Annotated in this window: 16 protein-coding genes; 5 read left to right on the forward strand and 11 right to left on the reverse strand. The window is 43.5% G+C overall.

Annotation, left to right across the window (positions count from 1 at the left end):
- Positions 1-346 precede the first annotated feature (346 nt).
- Entirely contained in the window at positions 347-1,465 is a 1,119-nt protein-coding gene (locus AAY47_RS11860) for a site-specific integrase (protein WP_047770146.1), read from the reverse strand.
- A gap of 160 nt (positions 1,466-1,625) precedes the next feature.
- On the opposite strand from AAY47_RS11860, the gene AAY47_RS11865 reads away from it, so the two are divergent.
- On the forward strand, positions 1,626-2,105 hold the full coding sequence (locus AAY47_RS11865) for a C40 family peptidase (RefSeq protein ID WP_047770147.1): 480 nt from the start codon (positions 1,626-1,628) through the stop codon (positions 2,103-2,105).
- 149 nt (positions 2,106-2,254) lie between these two features.
- Here the strand turns inward: AAY47_RS11865 and AAY47_RS11870 are convergent, their stop codons facing one another.
- The 7 genes from AAY47_RS11870 to AAY47_RS11900 all read right to left on the reverse strand — a co-directional run bounded on the left by AAY47_RS11870 (position 2,255) and on the right by AAY47_RS11900 (position 8,569).
- Positions 2,255-3,049, reverse strand: a complete 795-nt coding sequence (locus AAY47_RS11870; protein ID WP_047770149.1) for a heme ABC transporter ATP-binding protein — start codon at positions 3,047-3,049, stop codon at positions 2,255-2,257.
- Positions 3,049-4,050, reverse strand: coding sequence for a FecCD family ABC transporter permease (locus tag AAY47_RS11875; RefSeq protein WP_047770150.1), 1,002 nt, complete (start codon positions 4,048-4,050; stop codon positions 3,049-3,051). The genes AAY47_RS11870 and AAY47_RS11875 overlap by 1 nt, the downstream gene beginning before the upstream one ends.
- Positions 4,047-4,865 carry a heme/hemin ABC transporter substrate-binding protein gene (locus tag AAY47_RS11880; RefSeq protein ID WP_047770151.1) on the reverse strand — a complete coding sequence of 273 codons (819 nt, stop codon included), beginning with the start codon at positions 4,863-4,865 and terminating at the stop codon, positions 4,047-4,049. Before AAY47_RS11880 ends, AAY47_RS11875 begins: the two co-directional genes overlap by 4 nt.
- Positions 4,862-5,935 carry a hemin-degrading factor gene (locus AAY47_RS11885; RefSeq protein WP_047770152.1) on the reverse strand — a complete coding sequence of 358 codons (1,074 nt, stop codon included), beginning with the start codon at positions 5,933-5,935 and terminating at the stop codon, positions 4,862-4,864. Before AAY47_RS11885 ends, AAY47_RS11880 begins: the two co-directional genes overlap by 4 nt.
- Before the next feature lie 75 nt (positions 5,936-6,010).
- Entirely contained in the window at positions 6,011-6,265 is a 255-nt protein-coding gene (locus tag AAY47_RS11890; protein WP_047770153.1) for a hypothetical protein, read from the reverse strand.
- A 236-nt stretch (positions 6,266-6,501) separates the two neighbouring features.
- On the reverse strand, positions 6,502-7,548 hold the full coding sequence (locus AAY47_RS11895; protein WP_047770155.1) for a 3-deoxy-7-phosphoheptulonate synthase: 1,047 nt from the start codon (positions 7,546-7,548) through the stop codon (positions 6,502-6,504).
- Between the two features lie 157 nt (positions 7,549-7,705).
- Positions 7,706-8,569 (reverse strand): pyruvate, water dikinase regulatory protein, encoded by an 864-nt coding sequence (locus tag AAY47_RS11900; protein WP_047770157.1) that lies wholly within the window; start codon positions 8,567-8,569, stop codon positions 7,706-7,708.
- Between the two features lie 191 nt (positions 8,570-8,760).
- On the opposite strand from AAY47_RS11900, the gene ppsA reads away from it, so the two are divergent.
- On the forward strand, positions 8,761-11,139 hold the full coding sequence (gene ppsA, locus AAY47_RS11905) for a phosphoenolpyruvate synthase (RefSeq protein WP_047770159.1): 2,379 nt from the start codon (positions 8,761-8,763) through the stop codon (positions 11,137-11,139).
- Between the two features lie 438 nt (positions 11,140-11,577).
- On the opposite strand, the gene ydiK is transcribed toward ppsA, so the two are convergent.
- Positions 11,578-12,687, reverse strand: a complete 1,110-nt coding sequence (gene ydiK / locus AAY47_RS11910; protein ID WP_047770161.1) for an AI-2E family transporter YdiK — start codon at positions 12,685-12,687, stop codon at positions 11,578-11,580.
- 208 nt (positions 12,688-12,895) lie between these two features.
- On the opposite strand from ydiK, the gene AAY47_RS11915 reads away from it, so the two are divergent.
- From AAY47_RS11915 to AAY47_RS11925, 3 genes are all read left to right on the forward strand, one after another.
- On the forward strand, positions 12,896-15,967 hold the full coding sequence (locus AAY47_RS11915) for an FAD-binding and (Fe-S)-binding domain-containing protein (RefSeq protein WP_047770163.1): 3,072 nt from the start codon (positions 12,896-12,898) through the stop codon (positions 15,965-15,967).
- Complete coding sequence (locus AAY47_RS11920; protein WP_047770165.1) at positions 15,964-16,377, forward strand: hotdog fold thioesterase; 414 nt, start codon at positions 15,964-15,966, stop codon at positions 16,375-16,377. Before AAY47_RS11915 ends, AAY47_RS11920 begins: the two co-directional genes overlap by 4 nt.
- 162 nt (positions 16,378-16,539) lie before the next feature.
- The gene (locus tag AAY47_RS11925; RefSeq protein WP_047770167.1) at positions 16,540-17,598 is read left to right on the forward strand and encodes a L,D-transpeptidase family protein; all 1,059 of its coding nucleotides are present in this window, start codon (positions 16,540-16,542) and stop codon (positions 17,596-17,598) included.
- A gap of 91 nt (positions 17,599-17,689) precedes the next feature.
- On the opposite strand, the gene AAY47_RS11930 is transcribed toward AAY47_RS11925, so the two are convergent.
- Both AAY47_RS11930 and pykF read right to left on the reverse strand, forming a co-directional pair.
- Complete coding sequence (locus tag AAY47_RS11930) at positions 17,690-17,926, reverse strand: major outer membrane lipoprotein (RefSeq protein ID WP_047770169.1); 237 nt, start codon at positions 17,924-17,926, stop codon at positions 17,690-17,692.
- A 515-nt stretch (positions 17,927-18,441) separates the two neighbouring features.
- A complete protein-coding gene (gene pykF, locus AAY47_RS11935) occupies positions 18,442-19,851 on the reverse strand; it encodes a pyruvate kinase PykF (protein WP_047770171.1) in 1,410 nt (469 codons plus the stop codon).
- Positions 19,852-20,200 lie beyond the last annotated feature (349 nt).

The following is a 20,200-nucleotide window of genomic DNA, read 5'->3' on the forward strand; positions in this document are numbered from 1 at the left end:
AGTCATGAGATAAATCAGTCAGTTAACTTGCCCTCTTTAAGAGGGTCAGTTTGAGCACCGAAAGTATCGGTATGCAGTCTGATGATCATTGGTTCCGACGAAATTCGTCGTAACCCCTCACAAGGTCGGAACGTTTAGCGTACTGACCTCTCACTACCGACGAAATTCGTCGTCAGTCACTGAGTTACATTAAGTAACCCTGTGTGGGTAAAAAGGTATGGTGGAAATCACCATACCCAAGGTGTGATATCACATCTTAAAGATGGTCAAAATCTTGACCATGATTCAGGTTTGAGCCATCTACGGCAACTATGGGGATTTCCACCATAGTTGATTGCCTTGAGAGTCAAAGGGTGGGTTCCTTCCCTTGTAATTCTTCTTTCTGCCGCATAAGTTTGTTGAATTTTTCATGCAGTGATTGCGGGTACAGCTCGGTGTATACCTGCCATAATACATTCAGCGAACGATGACCTGTGACTTGCGCGACCTCTTCAATTGAGAACCCAGCCTCAAACAAGCGACTTGCCCCTTCCCGGCGTAGATCATGATAGCGAAGGTCTTCAATGCCTAGTTTGACGCATGCCCTGTGAAATCCTTGAGATATACTTAACGTATTGTAGGGAAATATCAGTTCACTATCAGACTTTGGTTGTCTTTGAATAATATCCCAGGCATCCCCAAGTAAAGGAACGAACATATGATTTCCTACTTTTTTTCTGGGGTCTTTTCTGTCTCTTACGAGCACAGACTTTTGCTTCTCATCAATGTCATCCCACCTGATTTTACATACTTCTCCTATACGCATGCAGGTTAGTATAGAAAAATTCAGTATATCCTCATAAGGAATTTTACTTTTCCAGTGGCCGCTCCGTTTGTGTAGTGCTTCAATTAATCGATCTAACTCTTCTCGTTCTGGTCTTCTGCTGCGCCGCTGACCTTTTCCGATCAATCCCATTTGGGTTAAAATTGAACGGGCTTCATATGCGGGATTTGAAGTATAATTTATATCGTAGACAGGCTTAGCTGATTTTAATACCAGCGACAAATAGATGACATCATGATTGATGGTGGCGGGAGTGGTTCCTGTAGAATGCCGCTGCTTGCAGTGCTCAATAATATGGCTTACTGATAATTTGGATAGCAATAATTTCGATAATTCGCTACGTAATAGCGTATTTAAGACGGATTTTTTTGTTTTCCCTGCCTTTCCTCCAAGATTGGGATCATTGATATACTTGGATAATAAGTCACCAACTGTAAAATCATCTATATTGCCACGTGTTGGGATTCCATTTTGTTCAAGTTCCGCCACTCGTTTAGCACCCCACGTTTTAGCGTGAGAATGTTTTCCAAATGTGCGATTTTCTCGATATATATATTTACCTCCAGATTTAACTCCAACAGTGCACCTGTAACGTAAAGTGCCGTCTGCTCGGGGACGCTTCTCTATGCTATAGTAAGCCATAATTGATATTCTCCAGTTTAGTTCTGTAACTGTATGCGGGGTGCTGAATGGGGTGCCTTAAATAAGAAAATAGCTTAAAATAACCTTAAATGCACGAAAATGAGCAAGAAACATAACTCATTTAATCAATGTAATAGTGAGTACTGGCGGGGGATTAGCAATGAAATTGAGGTATTTGTTTCTTTTATTTAGCCTGTTTCTTATTGGTTGTACCAACCCTGCTTCCAACTCTAATTCGTCTCCGCTGAAAGCCGCTCTCTCTGATCCGATAATGGTCATTGCTCAGTTAAAGGATCAACTTGAGCAATGGCGGAATACGCCGTATCGCTATGGTGGCATGGATAGGCATGGTATTGACTGTTCCGGCTTTGTGTACCGGACTTTTTCTGATCGTTTTAATATTCAGCTTCCCCGGACAACAAGTGAACAAACCCAAATAGGTACACGGATAAACCAAGATGATCTGATGCCAGGGGATCTGGTTTTTTTCAAAACCGGCAGTGGAAAGAGTGGGTTGCATGTAGGTATTTACGATACTAACAATGCGTTTATTCATGCATCCACAAGTAAAGGCGTAATCCGTTCTTCTCTTAATAATGGGTATTGGCGTCGTGTTTTTTGGCAAGCTCGTAGGATGTAACGCCACTTTATTCTTCGGGTTGAGGATGTCATGCAATCGGATATTATTTATTTTTCACGCATTAGTGATAGCGGGAGTCACCGGTTTACTCTTTTTGGATGTTAACTATCCTTCTCTATTCATTATTATTTACCGGGATAAACAACCTTTTATTGCCGAAGATAGATCTGTGGCTGGTGGGTTTCAGGATGTTGTATAACACCCAAATCGGCTTGATACCATTGCTTAAGAATATCGTCACGCAATACCTCTTGTGGCGTGCCGGATGCCACTAATCGCCCTTTATGCAACAGGATAATTTTATCGGCATAAAGTGAAGCCAGGTTCAAATCATGCAGTACACAACAGGCAGCAATGGGCTGCTGTCGTGTCAGTCGGTGAACCAATCGCAATGTATGTTGTTGGTGATAAAGATCCAATGCTGACGTGGGTTCATCCAAAAACAGACAAGATTCGGTAGGTTCAGGATGCCAAAGTTGAGCTAAAACTCTTGCCAGTTGCACCCGTTGTTGTTCCCCTCCAGATAATTGCTGATAATTTCTGTTTCTCAGTTCTTCACACTTTGTCAAAGCAATCGCTTCATCAATGGCGATTCTTTTGTGGGTATTTTCATGGGGAACACGTCCCATAGCGATGACTTCCTCTACACTAAATGGAAAGGAGAGGGCGCTATATTGCCGCATGACGGCACGAATGCGAGCCAGTTGCTGAGTTGGCCAGCGGGAAATGGGCATTCCTTTTAACAGACAGCCTCCCGAACTGGGTAGGATATAGCCGGTCAATAGACGTAACAGTGTTGATTTCCCCGCTCCGTTTGGGCCGATAATTGCGACAACTTCTCCCTGACGCAGGGAAAGGGAAACATCTTTGATTATCTGACGCTGCCCGATGAAATAATTTAAATTTTGTGCTTCAAGTAAATTATTTGACATGTTCGGTTCCATTATGAACGGTCTTTTGATGGCTTAAGAATGAGCCATAAAAAATAGGGGGCACCGATCAAACCAGTGATAAGGCCTACTGGCATTTCAGCAGGAGAAACTAATGTTCTGGCTAATGTGTCGGCTTTTAACAGAAGATAGGCACCACCCAGGGCAGATATCGGCAGTAGCCAGATATGATCCCCCCCAAATCGTTGTCTGGCAAGGTGTGGGATAACTAAGCCGATGAAACCAATGACACCGGTCAAAGCAACGGCACATCCAACTAACAAGGCACTTAACAGCAATAATTGATATTTGGTGCGTTGGACATTAATGCCTAAATAGTGCGCTTCTTCATCACCCAGTTGCAGCAAATTGAGTTTACGTGACTGACTGATTGTCAGCATACAAACAGGGATAATGAGTGATGTAGCAATCGCCAGTGTTGGCCACTCTATTTGACTGAGTGAACCCATCATCCAAATGGAAAATTGGCGTAATTGTTGGTCGTTACTGATATAGCTCAATACACCAATAAATGACGAACACAGTGCATTAATGGCGATGCCTGCAAGGAGTAGCTTTGACAGGTTGCCGTGGTTATATTTGTTGAGAATGAATATCAGGGATGATACCAATAGACTGCCAATAAAAGCGGCAATAATATGTCCGTACAACGCAATGCTGGCAGGTAGGGCGAAAGGCAACACAATAAACATTGCGACGGTAAGTGCTGCACCACTACTGATCCCTAATAATCCAGGATCGGCCAGAGGGTTACGAAATAACCCTTGCATTACGGCACCAGATATCGCCAGCGCGCCTCCAACGAGGATTGCCAGCAAAATACGTGGAAGGCGAATGTTTAACCATATCTGCCACTGTGGGTCGTCCAAAGAGGACTCCCACAGTGTTTTAAAAGAGAGTGGCAATGCCCCCATATTTGCTGAACTAATAGCCAGAAGGAACAGCAACAAACTCAGTACTATCACACCGAGACTGGGGGAGCGGGAATGGCTCATTGCACCTTCTCCGCAGCATTACGGACTTGCTTCATCACAGCAGGCGTTTGCAGACCAAACCCGAGCAGACCCATTTCATCAACAACCACGACCTGTTTTTTCTTTCCTGCCGGTGTGAAACTTAACCCGGGAAGCTGCCAAACTTTATCCATCCCGCCCAACGTTTTTAGCCCTTCGGTGCTGAGCAATAGTAAGTCCGGCTTGCTGGCAATAACACCTTCTTGAGATAAAGGCCGATATCCCTGGAAGCCTTGCATCGCATTTTTTGCACCAATGGCACGAATAATGTGATCGGCTGCTGTTTTCTGACCAGCCGCCATTGGCATGATGCCACCATGACTCATGACAAAGACGACTTTGGCGGAAATATCTGACGTAGCGATATCTGCGAGTTGTTGCCGGTATTGGGCAATCAATGCTTCACCACGTTTTTCCTGGTTGACCGCCCTGGCGACGGTCATGATTTTTGCAGGAACGGCTTCTAACGAGGTTTCGCTGGTCACTTTAATAACTTTTACACCGGAATCTTCGACTTGCTTGAGTGCCAGGGAAGGTTGAGCCGACTCACTTGCAATCACCAGTGAGGGGCGCATAGATAGAATCCCTTCTGAATTCAACATCCTCATATACCCAATATCGGGTAAGGAAAGCAGTTCCTTGGGATTTTGGCTGGTACTGTCCCTTGCGACAACGTGCTGTCCTTCACCAAGTGCAAAAACAATTTCAGACACATCGCCACCAATGGTAACAATGCGTTCAGCAGAGAACACATTGAAAGAGATGGCAAGCATAAATGTTAGAAGCCATTTTTTCATGCTACACAAGTTTCCTGTTCTGGTTGAAGTTTAGGTAAAGCAGCAATTTGTTCACGCCATTGGGCTTGCTCAGGAGTTCCTTCAGTGCGTTGGCCGTATAACTGTGCGATTTGGTTGCCATCGGCATCAAACAACTCAAGGCTGGTAACGAAACCACAATCGGTGGGTTTACGGGTAACCCAGCTTTCTGCGACGGCACTTTCAATCAGGTGCAGAGTGAAATTGCGGTTGAAAATATTGAGCCACTTCTGGGAAGAGTTTTCTTCCTGATAAGGCATCAGACGTTCCAGTTTACCCGTGAAAATCTGGACACAACCCCGGTTTCCGACAAAGATCATGATTTCGTTTTGATCTTTATGAGCAACATCAACAAGTTGAGTGAGTGCTGAATTATCCACACGATAAGCTAAATCATCTTTCACTGCGTTGAAAATTTGCTGGCGGTTTAGATTGTGGCGTTTCATCATGATGAAGAACTGATGAACATCCGTCATGGCACGCCATTCTTCATCTAACTGTACTTTCAGTTGTTCCGTAACTTCTGCATGTTCAGGCACTTCTTCCGATTGAATTTCCAGCGTGGGGTTTTCACTGGTCTGATATTTTTCGATCAGTGCACCCCATGCAACCATATCGGTGTTACTGGTGGCATAGACTTTATGCAATGCATCGCCTTGACGGTCAAAGAATTGAATGCTGTGACGCACGCCATTCCTGGCGGGTTCAACCAAAGAGAAAATGCTGCTCCAGTGTTCGAAGAATAGACGCAAGTCAAGCTCACGTGGATTAAGGATCAAACCAACATGTGGGCTAAATTTGGTATTTTCGTAGCGGCCAATATGCTCATGAACGGCAAAGTCATTACGGGTAATCGCCTTGGTTTCGCCAACTGCTGCCAGTTCCTGAAGCAGGGTAGGAGCGTCAATATTCAAACGTTCTGCGTCGATACCGACACGGCTATGCAATAATTCTCCTTCGCTGACGTTAAGGTAAACCGCCAGATCGCGTGCATATTTAGCTTTGTTTTCTGCCTTGGCTTGTAGGTAACGTTCATAAAGTGACTGATTCACAGTTGCTGGCTCCTTAAAAAGCGGTGTTTAAAAACAATTTTGTTCTAAAATCGGAATAATAATTTGTCTATTCTTTTACCACGGGTAGCTTACAAACAGTTTGGCATTACGACCATGCTGTGGTGCTCCCAGCGATGAGTAAGCGGCATCGAGGAATACACCATTGAGGTGCCCGGTGTCAGTGCCTTGACGAAGACCACCAACAAGCGTCAAAACCCCTTTTTGGGTGTAACCCCGAATGCTGATATCTTGTCCATTGGCGCGGCCAATACCAGCAACATCAATGGTGAAATAGCGTGTTCCTGTGGACACAATTAACGGGTATATCACTGTTATTCAGCAGTGAGTTTGTTAGATTTTTTATTGCGCCAGAGTTGACCATCAATGCAATTGATTTTATTGAACAGCAATTATTCTGATATTGAGAATAATTATCGTTTCAATGATGGTTAACTTCAAGCTCTTTTTTCTATGCCTGAAACTTTTAGTTAACATTTTGGCTTTAAAATATTTTTTTCGGATTATTGGCTCCCGGGAGTTGGGGGGAGCCAAAATAAGGAAAGGATTCAGGAACGATTTTTCATGGCTTCGTCAAGAATATTGATAAATTTTTCCGTATCTTGCCAGCCGAGGCATGGATCGGTAATAGATTGGCCGTATGTCAAAGTTCCTCCCTGGATAACTTTTTGAGTTCCTTCGACCAAAAAGCTTTCAGCCATAACACCAGCAATCGCTGTTGAGCCAGATTGGATCTGTTCACCAATATTTTTTGCTATATCCAATTGACGATGATGAATTTTCTGGCAATTAGCGTGGCTGCAATCCACAATCAGACGTTCAGGTAAGTGAAATTCACGTAATTTATGGCAGGTTGCTGCAATATCTTCAGCACTGTAATTCGGTTTTTTTCCACCACGCATAATAATATGTCCATAGGGGTTGCCACTGGTTTGATAAATAGTCATCTGACCGTTTTTATCTGGGGACAAAAACATATGCTTGGCTCGTACCGCACGTATTGCATCAATAGCGATAAGCGTATTACCATCCGTCCCGTTTTTAAAACCCACTGGGCATGACAAGGCAGAGGCCATTTCCCGGTGAATCTGGCTCTCTGTTGTTCTGGCGCCAATCGCTCCCCAACTGATTAAATCGGCGATGTATTGACCAGTGACCATATCCAGAAATTCTGTCGCCGTCGGGATACCTAATTCATTGATATCAATTAACAGCTTACGGGCAAGGGAGATCCCTTTATTAACCTGGCAAGAGCCGTCCAACATGGGATCTGAAATCAAACCTTTCCAACCAACAACGGTTCTCGGTTTCTCGAAGTAAGTTCGCATCACGATTTCTAGATTTTGCTGGTATTTTTTGCGCAGGGCGCATAAGCGAGAGGCATAATCAAGGGCGGCATCAGCATCATGAATGGAACAGGGACCAATAATGACCAATAGACGTTGATCCTCGCCTGTTAGGATCGATTCAATGCGCTTTCGTGACAATGTCACATTTTGTAAGATTTTGTCTGATATAGGATATTGTTCTGCAAGCGCTTTAGGTGTGATCAGGCTATTAATGCGGTGGGTTCTTAACTCATCTGTTTTGTACATATACTTTCTTTCTCGGATTCTACTTCATATTGTGACAAAGTCTGGAATAACTGGGGGATCACAATAACTCAACCCCCAGTAAATTCAACAGACAATCATGATATTTACGCGAGAAAGTGTCGTGAATAAATATTGTTAAACATGTGATGTTTTGAAATCAGAACATACGACGTTTTAATCCCATGCTGTCAATAATTTTGGCTGAAATCTCTTCGACAGAATAATTAGTGGTATTCAGGTAATTGATCTTATTTTTTCGAAATAAAGCCTCAACTTCAGCAAGTTCAACCCGACATTGTCGTAATGAAGCATAACGGCTATTTTCACGCCGCTCTCCACGGATAGCAGCAAGCCTTTCTGGGCTAATCGTCAGACCAAATAATTTAGGCTGAAAGGATTTTAAAGCGGCGGGTAACTGCAAATTATCCATATCATCTGCGGTAAAAGGATAGTTGGCAGCCTGAATACCAAATTGCATGGCAAGATAGAGGCTGGTGGGGGTTTTTCCACACCGAGATACGCCAAGTATAATGACTTGAGCCTGATCAAGATTACGTAATGAAATACCATCATCATGGGCGAGAGTGTAATCAATGGCAGCAATACGTGCATCATATTGCCCCAGATTTTTTTTCGATAAGCCGTGAGTTCGGTGTAATTCGGGTTTGGGTTCCAGGCCAATTTCTTGCTGTAATGGTGCAACTAATGTTTGAACAATATCCTGACAAAATCCGTTACTGCGGGTAATAATGCTTTTCACTTCATCCGAAATGATGGAATAAAAAACGAGTGGCTTGATTTGGGTTTGCTGATATATCGCGTTTATTTGATCTCTGACTTCTTCTGCTCTGGCTTTGCTCGTCACAAAAGGTAAGGTATAGGAAGTAATAGTAATTGGAAATTGAGATAACACGGCATGGCCTAATACTTCTGCGGTGATTGCCGTTCCATCAGAAATAAAAAATACGTTGCGTTCCAGTATTTCATTTTCCGTTGTTTGGGAAGGATGGATTTCTATCATTGTCTCTCTTCTTTTATCGTTATGCCCTTAGGATTTTTTCCAGAAGTATACCCGTAAAAAAATAATATTGTTGGGTTGATCGATTCACCTTTCTATATCTGGCAAGACAATGTGCTAGGCTATTTTCTGCTGTGAAGTGCAGCTTTAATTTTCCGATTTGTACCTCCGAATGTAAAAAAGGATAGTTTCTAATGTCCAATAGTGGCCTCACCCCAAGCAATGTGCTCTGGTATAACCAATTAGGCATGAATGACGTTAATCGGGTTGGTGGTAAAAACGCCTCGCTTGGCGAGATGATCACCAATCTGGCTGAACTTGGCGTGTCTGTTCCCAATGGTTTTGCGACAACTGCACAGGCATTTAATGATTTTCTGGAACAAAGTGGTGTGAATCAGCGTATTTATCAATTGCTGGATGAAACCAATGTTGACGATGTCAATCAGTTGGCTAAAACTGGCGCACAGATCCGTCAGTGGGTGATTGATACGCCATTTACGGCTCAGCTTGAAAAAGATATTCGTGATGCCTATCTGCAATTGTCTGAAGGCGAGCCTGATGCCTCTTTCGCCGTGCGTTCTTCTGCAACCGCAGAAGATATGCCGGATGCCTCTTTTGCTGGACAGCAAGAAACTTTCTTGAATGTGCAGGGCATTGATGCGGTGATGGTGGCTATCAAGCATGTCTTTGCATCACTTTTTAATGATCGTGCCATTTCTTACCGTGTCCATCAAGGTTATGACCACCGTGGTGTTGCACTTTCTGCGGGTATACAGCGCATGGTGCGTTCTGATTTGGCCTCGTCTGGGGTGATGTTCACGATTGATACTGAATCAGGTTTTGATCAGGTTGTGTTCATTACATCAGCTTATGGTTTGGGGGAGATGGTTGTGCAGGGGGCAGTAAACCCTGATGAATTTTATGTCCACAAACCGACGTTGAAGAACAATCGCCCGGCAATAGTGCGCCGTAATCTGGGCTCTAAAAAAATACGTATGGTTTATGCAGATAGCAAAGAGCATGGCAAGCAAGTGCGTACGGAAGCTGTATCAGAGGAGTTGCGCAATCGTTTCTCTTTGGCTGACAGTGAAGTGGAAGCGTTGGCTAGACAGGCTTTACTGATTGAGAAGCATTATGGTCGTCCGATGGATATCGAGTGGGCGAAAGATGGGCATAATGGCAAGTTATATATTGTGCAAGCCCGTCCTGAAACTGTCCGAGCAAATCAGCAGGTAATGGAACGTTACCAACTCAATGAGCAAGGTAATGTATTGGTAGAAGGTCGAGCAATTGGGCATCGTATCGGCGTTGGAACAGTCAAAGTTATCCACAATCTGAGTGAAATGGATCGCATTCAAGTGGGGGATGTATTGGTTACTGACATGACTGATCCGGATTGGGAACCGATAATGAAAAGAGCCGCAGCCCTTGTCACTAATCGTGGAGGACGTACCTGTCATGCCGCCATTATTGCTCGTGAGCTGGGGATTCCTGCCGTTGTTGGTTGTGGTGATGCGACCGAACGTCTACAGGAAGGTCAACAGGTAACGGTTTCTTGTTCGGAAGGTGATACAGGTTACGTTTATCAGCATAAACTAGATTTCAGTGTTCAGAGTGCCCAAATTGATAAACTGCCGGAATTGGATGTGAAGATCATGATGAATATAGGCAATCCAGATCGCGCATTTGATTTCGCCTGTTTGCCAAATGAAGGAATTGGCTTGGCTCGACTGGAGTTTATTATTAACCGGATGATCGGTGTGCATCCTCGTGCTCTGCTTGAATATTCCAAACAGTCTCCTGAGCTGCAAGAGCAAATTAACTCGTTGATGGTTGGTTATGATGATCCGATTGAGTTTTATATAGGGAAATTAACCGAAGGGATTGCAACGCTAGCGGCAGCATTCTGGCCCAAACGGGTGATCGTTCGCTTATCAGATTTCAAATCCAATGAATATGCGAATCTGGTGGGGGGGAACAGATATGAACCCCATGAAGAAAACCCAATGCTGGGTTTCCGTGGGGCAGGGCGCTACGTTTCTGACAGCTTCCGTCAATGTTTTGCTTTGGAGTGCGAGGCGATCAAGCGGGTGCGTAATGTGATGGGATTAACTAACGTTGAGGTGATGATCCCGTTTGTGCGTACCGTTGATCAAGCGGAAGCGGTAATAGCGGAATTGGCATCTCAGGGTTTGAAGCGCGGTGAGAATGGCTTGAAAGTTATCATGATGTGTGAAATTCCATCGAATGCGTTGTTAGCAGAGCAATTCCTTCAATATTTTGACGGCTTCTCAATTGGCTCAAATGATATGACGCAATTAGCTCTGGGATTAGATCGCGATTCTGGTGTGGTATCCGAATTATTCGATGAACGTAATGACGCGGTGAAACAATTACTTTCTATGGCAATTCAGGCAGCTAAACGGCAGGGGAAATATGTTGGCATCTGTGGACAAGGGCCTTCGGATCATGAAGATTTTGCTCAATGGTTAATGAAGGAAGGAATTGACAGTTTATCATTGAATCCTGATACAGTCGTGAAAACGTGGATTGCGTTGGCTGAAAATAATTAACTGGAAATCACTCATAGCATTTAATTCAAATATAAATATAAGAGCCTGTTAAGATACTTTCAGGCTTTTATATTCTGTGTTACATGTTTTTTGGAATGCAAAAAAAAGCCTATCATGGGCTGACAGGCAAAGACTACACACAGCAATATATATACTTCATTGAACCCAGCCTATGGCGTTATAAGCTGAGACGGCAATACTCTGGGAAACATGTGTTTCGATGAACTGAATACTAATTTAATAGGTGAGTTTATTCATTAAGAATCCTCTTAATAAATAGAGATTAGGAAAAAACTTTATAAAAATAACTTTTTTGCAACAATTTTCTTGGTGGGTTTTATTTTTTACGAAAAATAATTTTATATTTTAGGGGGGTGGTGATATATCCATCAATTTTATAATCGCGCGAAAAGATAGTATTTTCGCGCGATTATTTAATTATTTGACGTGCTTTTTCCCGAAATGTTTTTCCATATCTGTCATATTTCCTTCGGGTTTAGGAACTTCATTCATCCATGCCAATAGTAAACTGTAAGAAACAGCCAATACAACAGGCCCAATAAATAACCCAATGACACCCAATGACAGGATCCCGCCGATGACACCAGTGAGAATTAATACCATAGGTAAGTCAGCACCAAGACGGATCAGGAAAGGGCGCAGGACACCATCCATGGTGGTTAATACCAGGCTCCAGATAATTAAAATTGTTCCCCAGGTTGTTTCTCCCGTCCAATAAAGCCATGCGATAGATGGAACGAGAACAAGCAGAGGCCCTAACTGGGCAACACAGCATACAAACATGAGTACTGTCAATATCATTGGATACGGAATGCCGACAATTGCCAACCCAATTCCGCCCGCGATGGCTTGAACCAATGCCGTTACCACCACGCCAAGAGCGACGGCGCGGATCGATCGGGCAGCCAGCAACACTACGGCATCACCTCGTTTATCTGCCAACCGGATAGCAAAATGGCGGATACTCAGCATCACCTGATCACCCTTCCAATAAAGTAATACACTGAACATGACCATCAGCACCAGATGGAAAAGAAAGCGTCCTGCATTAGCGGCTTGGGTAAAAAACCATGTTGCTGCTTTACCGATGTAAGGGGGAATTTTGTTGAGAAGCATGTTACTGCCATCAGCAATCAAATCCTGCCATTTAAGATATAAATCTTTGCCAATGACAGGGACTCGATTGAGCCATTCCAGTTGTGGAAGTTGGAACGAGGAAGGCGATTTTGCCCACTCAATCAATGGCGCACTGTTTTCTACCAAACTGCTGACAAGTAACGCAATAGGGATAACAAATAACAAAACCAACAGTAACGTCATGATAGAAACTGCAATCCAGCGTTTTCCCCATAATCGTTGTTGTAACTTCTCCAAGAATGGCCAGGTTGCGATAACCACCATTCCTGACCAAATAAATCCCAAAATAAAGGGACTTAAGACCCAAAAGCTGGTGGTAATGAGCAATAAAATGAAGAATAGAGCGAATAACAACTTAGGTAAATCTTGGTGTGATTGTGATTTTTCCATGAAATCATTTCTCAGGTAATTAAATAGTGTTGGCAGTAACAACGATAATTAAATATAACGTTATTTCATTGGTTGCTAAAAATCGATAAATATTGTGATATGGTTGAAAACCTACTCAGAAACCAGAAAATTGTCTGAGTGACGTTATCCAAGATAGTATATAGATAAAGCAATGTGGATATTTATTAGAATAAGGGGCAATTAGCCAATGATCCCACGTATATCACAAGCCCCCCATGTCAGTGAACTGGCACAGAACTATTTGATTGCACTGAAAGAAGCGGGTTTTACCGGAGACACTGCCAGTAGCTATGCCGACAGGCTGACCATGGCGACAGATAATAGTATTTATCAACTGTTACCACAAGCTGTTGTATTTCCTCGTTCCAGTGCCGATGTTGTTTTGCTGACAAGAATAGCAGAAGAGGCGCGTTTTAAAACTCTGACTTTTACCCCCCGCGGCGGCGGAACGGGCACGAATGGGCAATCACTTAACCGTGGTATTGTGGTGGATATGTCCCGTTATATGAACCGCATTCTGGAAATCAACCCAGAGCAGGGATGGGTAAGGGTAGAAGCCGGTGTTATCAAAGATCAGCTTAATCAATATCTAAAACCTTTCGGTTATTTTTTCTCTCCAGAACTTTCAACCAGTAACCGTGCTACGTTGGGCGGCATGATCAATACGGATGCTTCCGGTCAGGGATCGTTGGTTTATGGCAAAACCTCGGATCATGTCCTGGGTATACGTGCGGTTTTATTGGGAGGGGAAATGTTAGATACCCGTCCTGTGAGCACAGCATTAGCGGAATCGATTGCTCAGGAAGAGAGTATAGCGGGTTGTATTTATAAAACGGTATTGGAACGTTGCCGTGAACAACGGAAACTAATCATTGAGAAGTTCCCTGAACTCAATCGATTTCTGACGGGATACGATTTACGCCATGTATTCAGCGACGATATGCAGTCTTTTGATCTCACCCGTATTTTGACGGGTTCTGAAGGTACTCTGGCCTTCATTACCGAGGCGACACTGGATATCACGCCGTTACCTAAAGTCCGGCGACTGGTGAATGTCAAATATAACGCCTTTGATTCTGCCCTACGTAATGCTCCCTTTATGGTCGAAGCCAAAGCACTCTCGGTTGAAACGGTAGACTCTAAGGTACTGAACCTGGCGCGCGAAGATATCATCTGGCATTCAGTGAAAGAATTGATTACTGACGTGCCTGATAAAGATATGCAAGGCCTGAATATTGTCGAATTCAGTGGTAATGATGAACAGAAAATTGATCAGCAGTTGCAGGAGCTTTGCTTACGCCTTGATGAATTGATGGAAAAAAATCAGGCGGGCATTATTGGCTATCAGATATGCCATGATTTGATGGATATTGAGCGCATTTATGCCATGCGGAAAAAATCCGTCGGATTGTTAGGCAACAGTAAAGGTTCTGCTAAACCCATTCCCTTTGTCGAAGATACCTGTGTTCCTCCTCAACATCTTGCCGATTATATCGCTGAGTTTCGCCAGCTTTTGGATAATCACAAACTGAATTACGGTATGTTTGGGCATGTAGATGCAGGTGTTTTGCACGTGCGTCCTGCGTTGGATATGTGTGATCCTCAGCAGGAAATTTTGATGAAACAGATTTCTGATGAAGTTGTTCATTTGACGGCCAAATATGGCGGTTTGTTATGGGGAGAACATGGAAAGGGTTTTCGGGCAGAATATAGCCCTGCCTTTTTTGGTGAGGCTTTGTATAACGAACTGCGTCGCATAAAGACGGTGTTTGATCCACTCAATCGACTCAATCCGGGGAAAATCTGTCCACCCATTGGCGTCGATGCTCCTATGATGAAAGTTGATGCAGCCAAGCGCGGGACTTACGACCGTATCATTCCTGTTAATGTAAGGAGAGCATTTCGCGGCGCGATGGAATGTAATGGTAATGGATTATGCTTCAATTTCGATGTCAGAAGCCCGATGTGCCCGTCAATGAAAATCAGTCAGCATCGCATACATTCTCCCAAGGGCAGGGCGACCTTGGTGAGAGAGTGGTTGCGGCTTTTGACAGAACAAGGGGTTGAACCCAAATTGCTGGAGCAGGGGCTGGAGCAAGCGCGCCCCAGTTTGCGGGGACTGATAGAAAAGACGCGCCATAGTTGGCAAGCGTGGCGTGGTGAGTATGATTTTTCGCATGAGGTCAAAGAGGCAATGTCAGGTTGTTTAGCCTGTAAAGCTTGTTCAACCCAATGTCCGATTAAGATTGATGTTCCTTCGTTTCGTTCCCGCTTTTTAGCGCTTTATCACAGCCGTTACTTGCGGCCATTGCGTGATCATATTGTTGCTAATGTTGAGTCCAGCACGCCAATGATGGCAAAAGCGCCGCGAGTATTTAATTTTTTCCTGAAACAACCGTGGATACAAAAAATCAGCCAGTACACCATTGGCATGGCCGATCTGCCGTTACTCTCCTACCCGACATTGCAACAGCAACTGGCGGGGCATTATGCAGCAAGGACAACGCTGGAACAGCTGGAAAGCGTGTCATCATTACAGCGTGACCAATATGTGCTGATTGTCCAGGATCCTTTTACAAGTTATTACGATGCTAAAGTGGTCACCGATTTTGTATTGCTGGCAGAAAAGTTGGGGTATAAGCCTGTTTTACTGCCATTTTCCCCCAATGGAAAAGCACAGCACGTTAAAGGATTCTTGCATCGATTTGCCAAAACCGCAGGAAAAACGGCTGACTTTCTTAATCGAATAGCGCACCTGAATATTCCTATGGTAGGTGTCGATCCTGCTTTAGTTCTGTGTTATCGGGATGAATATAACGCGATTCTGGGTGAACGGAGGGGAGATTTTAACGTTCAGTTGGTACATGAATGGCTAATCAGCATTTTGCCGGAAAAAATGTCACAAGCGAAAAACAAGGGTTCAATGTTCAGAGACGACTGGTATCTGCTTGGGCACTGTACCGAAGTGACAGCATTGCCTAATAGCGGCAAGCAATGGGCTGATATCTTCTGCCATTTTGGTCATCAATTGAATCATGTCAATGTCGGGTGTTGTGGCATGGCTGGTACATATGGCCATGAAAAGAAAAATCTGGAGAGATCTATTGGCATCTACAATCTTTCATGGGCACCAGCACTGAAAAATCTATCCTTAGAACATTGTCTGAGTACCGGGTATTCGTGTCGCAGTCAGGTGAAGCGTATAGAAGGAAAACTGCTTAAACATCCATTACAAGCCCTATTGGAGATAATGTCGTGATTTGGAAACGTAATATAGATGTAAATACACTTAATCAATTTAACGGTGAGTGTATGGTAAGACATGTAGGGATCGAATTTACTCAGCTTGGTGATGATTTTATCGAAGGAACAATGCCCGTCGATCAACGAACTAAACAACCCTTCGGGATCTTGCATGGCGGGGCATCGGTGGTATTAGCTGAAACACTCGGCTCGATTGCCGGTTATCTCTGCTCGGAAGGCGAACAGAAAGTGGTGGGCGTAGAGATTAATGCTAACCACCTTAAATCTGTTCATGAAGGCATGGTTAAAGGGATTTGTAAACCTGTCCATCTTGGCCGTTCACATCAGGTCTGGCAGATTGATATCTATAATGATCAGCAACAATTATGCTGCACGTCTCGCCTGACAACGGCAGTTTTATCTTAATTATCCTACCTGTTATGTTTTTGTTCCTGTCAGTATTTGGCTGGCGGGAACAGTCGGACGATATCAATCCCGCTTTGATTACTACGAATAAGATAGAATAGTTTTGCAAAGTAGGCTATTAATTAACCATAAACATGCAAGCATCATTTTCAGGAAGCACGTATGAAGCGATTTTTAACTGTTATCGGCATGTTCTTGATTGGCATGTTGTCGTTAAGTGGATTGACTCATATCGCCCATGCTATCGAGTACCCATTGCCTCCTGCTAATAGCCGTCTGATTGGCGAAAACTCTGCCTATATTGTGCCCGATGACGGACGTCCGTTAGAATTCATTGCGGCCAAATACCAAATAGGATTATTGGCGATGTTGGAAGCAAATCCTGGCGTTGATCCCTATTTACCTAAACCTGACACTGAGTTAACTATTCCATCACAGATGCTGCTGCCAGACACTCCCCGTCGGGGAATTATTATCAATCTGGCCGAACTCAGGCTCTATTATTTCCCCGAAGGGAAAAATTATGTCGTTGTGTACCCTATTGGAATAGGTCAACTTGGGCGTAACACGCCGACTATGACAACGTCAGTCAGCCAGTTGATCAAAAACCCGACATGGACACCAACCGTTAATATTCGCAAGGATTATGCTAGTCGGGGAATTATTTTGCCTGCCGTAATACCCGCAGGTCCAGATAATCCAATGGGCGATTTTGCCTTACGTTTGGCCGCCGGGCGTGGTGAATATCTGATCCACGGCACAAATGCGAATTTTGGCATTGGTATGCGTGTCAGTTCAGGATGTATTCGTTTGCGCCCTGATGATATCGAAGCGCTGTTTCAGACTGTTCCACGAGGAACACGTGTTCAAGTCATGAATGAACCAGTGAAATATGCCATAGAGCCAGATGGTAAGCGCTATGTGGAAGTTCATCAGCCACTTTCTAATAAAGAGACTGATGATCCGCAAACAATGCCAGTTCCGCGTTCTGAAGGTTTAGTGGGGTTCGTTAATCATCGTGAAACAGATGAATTCCTTGTTGATCAGGCTATTATTCGTCGTGCAGGAGTGCCAGTGCAGGTAAATATAGAGCTGACTACAAATAGCCAGGCAGAAAAGGCGATTTTAAGGTCAATTGAAGATGTGGCCGGTCCCGAAATTAAACCAGCTAAAATACCGCCGTTAAACCAACCAAGGCCAATTTATCAACCTGAAACCTGAGACATTGGGAAATATAGGGCGGCAGGCCAAAATAGAAATGGCGTACAGTGGTACGCCATTTGTTATCAACAATTTCTACCTACTATAAAGATTATTTCTTGTATGAACGAACTTGGTTATCAAGGCGCTGATTCGCACGAGCAGCTTCGTCTCTGGCTGATTGTACATCAGAACGAATAGAACTGAGATCACTGCTCAACTGGTCAACTTTAGAACCGAGAGTTTGAACCTGAGAGGCGAGTTGTTCAACTTTAGTTGCGCTTGAGCAACCCGCTAACAGAGTAGAAGCCAGAATTACTGCACCAAATACAACTTTAGTACGATTCATCACATTACCCTCTAGATTAAGTTAATCCCCAAGTAGCCATCTAAGTATTGCACAAACTATTTTAGAAAGAGAATAAATTTTTGCTACGAAAAAAATTCCGCACAAACAATAGAGTGACTTATCTGTTTAATTATTTTAATAATAAAAGGATAATTGAATCAATATTGTTAAATTAACATGAATTATTGTTATATAGAAGATCAGCAGCTTTAAACATATACTCGATAAACTTCAAGCTGCAATCCACAAGACGACGCGAGGCCTTATATTTCCCCGCTGCGTGGAAAAATATAACACGCACCTTGAAGTTGGATTGGTATAATTGAGTGAAGATAGTAAAATATTCTTGTATTGAGCAACAATTTGAAAGAAGAATATTAATTTTTAACGCTCACTATGATGATGGAGCACCATAGAAATATAAGAAGCCCAATTTGCATAATACAAATATAGGCTTCTTTATGATCCCAGTACTGCCCAAATTTAGACAGCACAGTTAGTTAGCTTATTTAATCTTATAGCACGTGAACAGAGGAAGTGTTTGTGGTGCCACTGGGTACTAATGCACCGGATACCATGACAACGATATCCCCTTTGTGTGCCATACCACTTGCCAATGCAGCTTCTTTACCAATACGATAAAAATCATCGGTAGAGGCGATTTCTTTGACAATCTGAGTGGAAACACCTTTGACCAACAGCAATTGGCGGGCAGTGATTTCATTCGTTGTCAATGCAAGGATTGAGGCATTAGGGAAATACTTGCGGATAGATTTTGCAGACTTACCGCCATAAGTTGCTACCACAATCAGTGGAGATTCCAATTTTTCTGCAATTTCAACCGCGCCACGGCACACTGCTTCGGTAACGCGCAGCTTCTGAGTCCTAGTATGTTCAATTTTGCTGCCCATAACGCGATCTGTACGTTCACAGATTGTTGCCATGATGGAAACGGCTTCAACAGGATATTTTCCTTTCGCACTTTCACCAGAAAGCATTACCGCATCTGTACCGTCTAAGATAGCGTTGGCAACATCGCCGGCTTCGGCGCGGGTAGGGCGTGGGTTTTTGATCATTGAATCCAGCATCTGAGTGGCAGTGATAACAACCTTACGAGCTGCATTACATTTTTCGATCATCATTTTTTGCGCGAAGATAACTTCTTCTACCGGGATTTCAACACCCAGATCGCCACGGGCAACCATGATACCGTCAGACGCTTCGAGAATTTCATCGAAGTTATTCAGGCCTTCCTGGTTTTCGATTTTAGAAATGATTTGGATGTGTTCGCCGCCATGAGCTTTCAGGTGCTCACGGATTTCCAGTACATCGGAACGTTTACGGATAAAAGATGCTGCAACGAAATCCACGCCTTGCTCACAACCGAAGATCAAATCCTGTTTATCTTTTTCTGCCAGTGCAGGCAGGTTGATAGAAACATTTGGCAGGTTAACGCCTTTGTTTTCCCCCAAGTCACCGTTGTTCAATACGTCGCAGACGACCTCAGTTGCGGTAGTTTCTTTAACTGTCATGGCGATCAAACCATCATCAACCAATAGGGTGTTGCCTGGTTTCAGATCTTCTGGCAAACCGGCATAAGTCACAGCGACACGCTCTCGATTGCCAATAACAGATTTATCTGTTGTAAAGGTGAAAGTTTGGCCTGCGGTCAGGGAGACGTCATTGCCATCTTCCAGCTTCATGGTGCGGATTTCAGGACCCTTAGTATCCAGTAGGATTGCGGCTTTTTTGCCAGTTTTTGCTACGACCGCGCGAATGTTTTTAATGCGCTGACCATGCTCTTCGTAGTCACCGTGAGAAAAGTTCAGGCGCATCACATTCATACCAGCATTAAGCAGTTCGGTCAATTTCTCTTCGGATTCTGTTTTTGGCCCGATAGTACAAACAATTTTGGTTTTTTTCATGACAATCTATCTACTGATTTAATGGATTAAAAGAGTGAATCGTTAGCCATTAACACTTATGCCCGCATCATCTGATGTTCTGAGTTGCGCAACATAGTGAAAAATAGCTAGCAATAGAAAATGAATAGTAGTAAGCGTCAAATAGTTTTTCAGCGTGAAGTTCGGTATGTGCAGATATACGGATTGAGTGCGACTAATCATCTGTAATTTTTTCTGGATTCGGTAAATTAATTAGCTGAAACCATTCAACTTATGACGTAAGCGTATTATAGAGACTAATTTCTGTGAAATGAATCAAAAAATAGTGCTTGAAAGGATTTCCATACAGAAAAGAGGAGATAGACATGGT

The organism is Xenorhabdus griffiniae (genome assembly GCF_001028135.1).
Lineage (GTDB): Bacteria > Pseudomonadota > Gammaproteobacteria > Enterobacterales > Enterobacteriaceae > Xenorhabdus > Xenorhabdus bakwenae.

Coding starts and splice junctions, on each gene's coding strand:
- AAY47_RS11880 (WP_047770151.1), bottom strand. CDS start 4,865: ATGAAAAAATGGCTTCTAACATTTATGCTTGCCATCTCTTTCAATGTG.
- pykF (WP_047770171.1), bottom strand. CDS start 19,851: ATGAAAAAAACCAAAATTGTTTGTACTATCGGGCCAAAAACAGAATCC.
- AAY47_RS11860 (WP_047770146.1), bottom strand. CDS start 1,465: ATGGCTTACTATAGCATAGAGAAGCGTCCCCGAGCAGACGGCACTTTA.
- AAY47_RS11915 (WP_047770163.1), top strand. CDS start 12,896: ATGATCCCACGTATATCACAAGCCCCCCATGTCAGTGAACTGGCACAG.
- AAY47_RS11900 (WP_047770157.1), bottom strand. CDS start 8,569: ATGATAGAAATCCATCCTTCCCAAACAACGGAAAATGAAATACTGGAA.
- AAY47_RS11875 (WP_047770150.1), bottom strand. CDS start 4,050: ATGAGCCATTCCCGCTCCCCCAGTCTCGGTGTGATAGTACTGAGTTTG.
- AAY47_RS11895 (WP_047770155.1), bottom strand. CDS start 7,548: ATGTACAAAACAGATGAGTTAAGAACCCACCGCATTAATAGCCTGATC.
- AAY47_RS11930 (WP_047770169.1), bottom strand. CDS start 17,926: ATGAATCGTACTAAAGTTGTATTTGGTGCAGTAATTCTGGCTTCTACT.
- AAY47_RS11870 (WP_047770149.1), bottom strand. CDS start 3,049: ATGGAACCGAACATGTCAAATAATTTACTTGAAGCACAAAATTTAAAT.
- ppsA (WP_047770159.1), top strand. CDS start 8,761: ATGTCCAATAGTGGCCTCACCCCAAGCAATGTGCTCTGGTATAACCAA.
- ydiK (WP_047770161.1), bottom strand. CDS start 12,687: ATGGAAAAATCACAATCACACCAAGATTTACCTAAGTTGTTATTCGCT.
- AAY47_RS11865 (WP_047770147.1), top strand. CDS start 1,626: ATGAAATTGAGGTATTTGTTTCTTTTATTTAGCCTGTTTCTTATTGGT.
- AAY47_RS11925 (WP_047770167.1), top strand. CDS start 16,540: ATGAAGCGATTTTTAACTGTTATCGGCATGTTCTTGATTGGCATGTTG.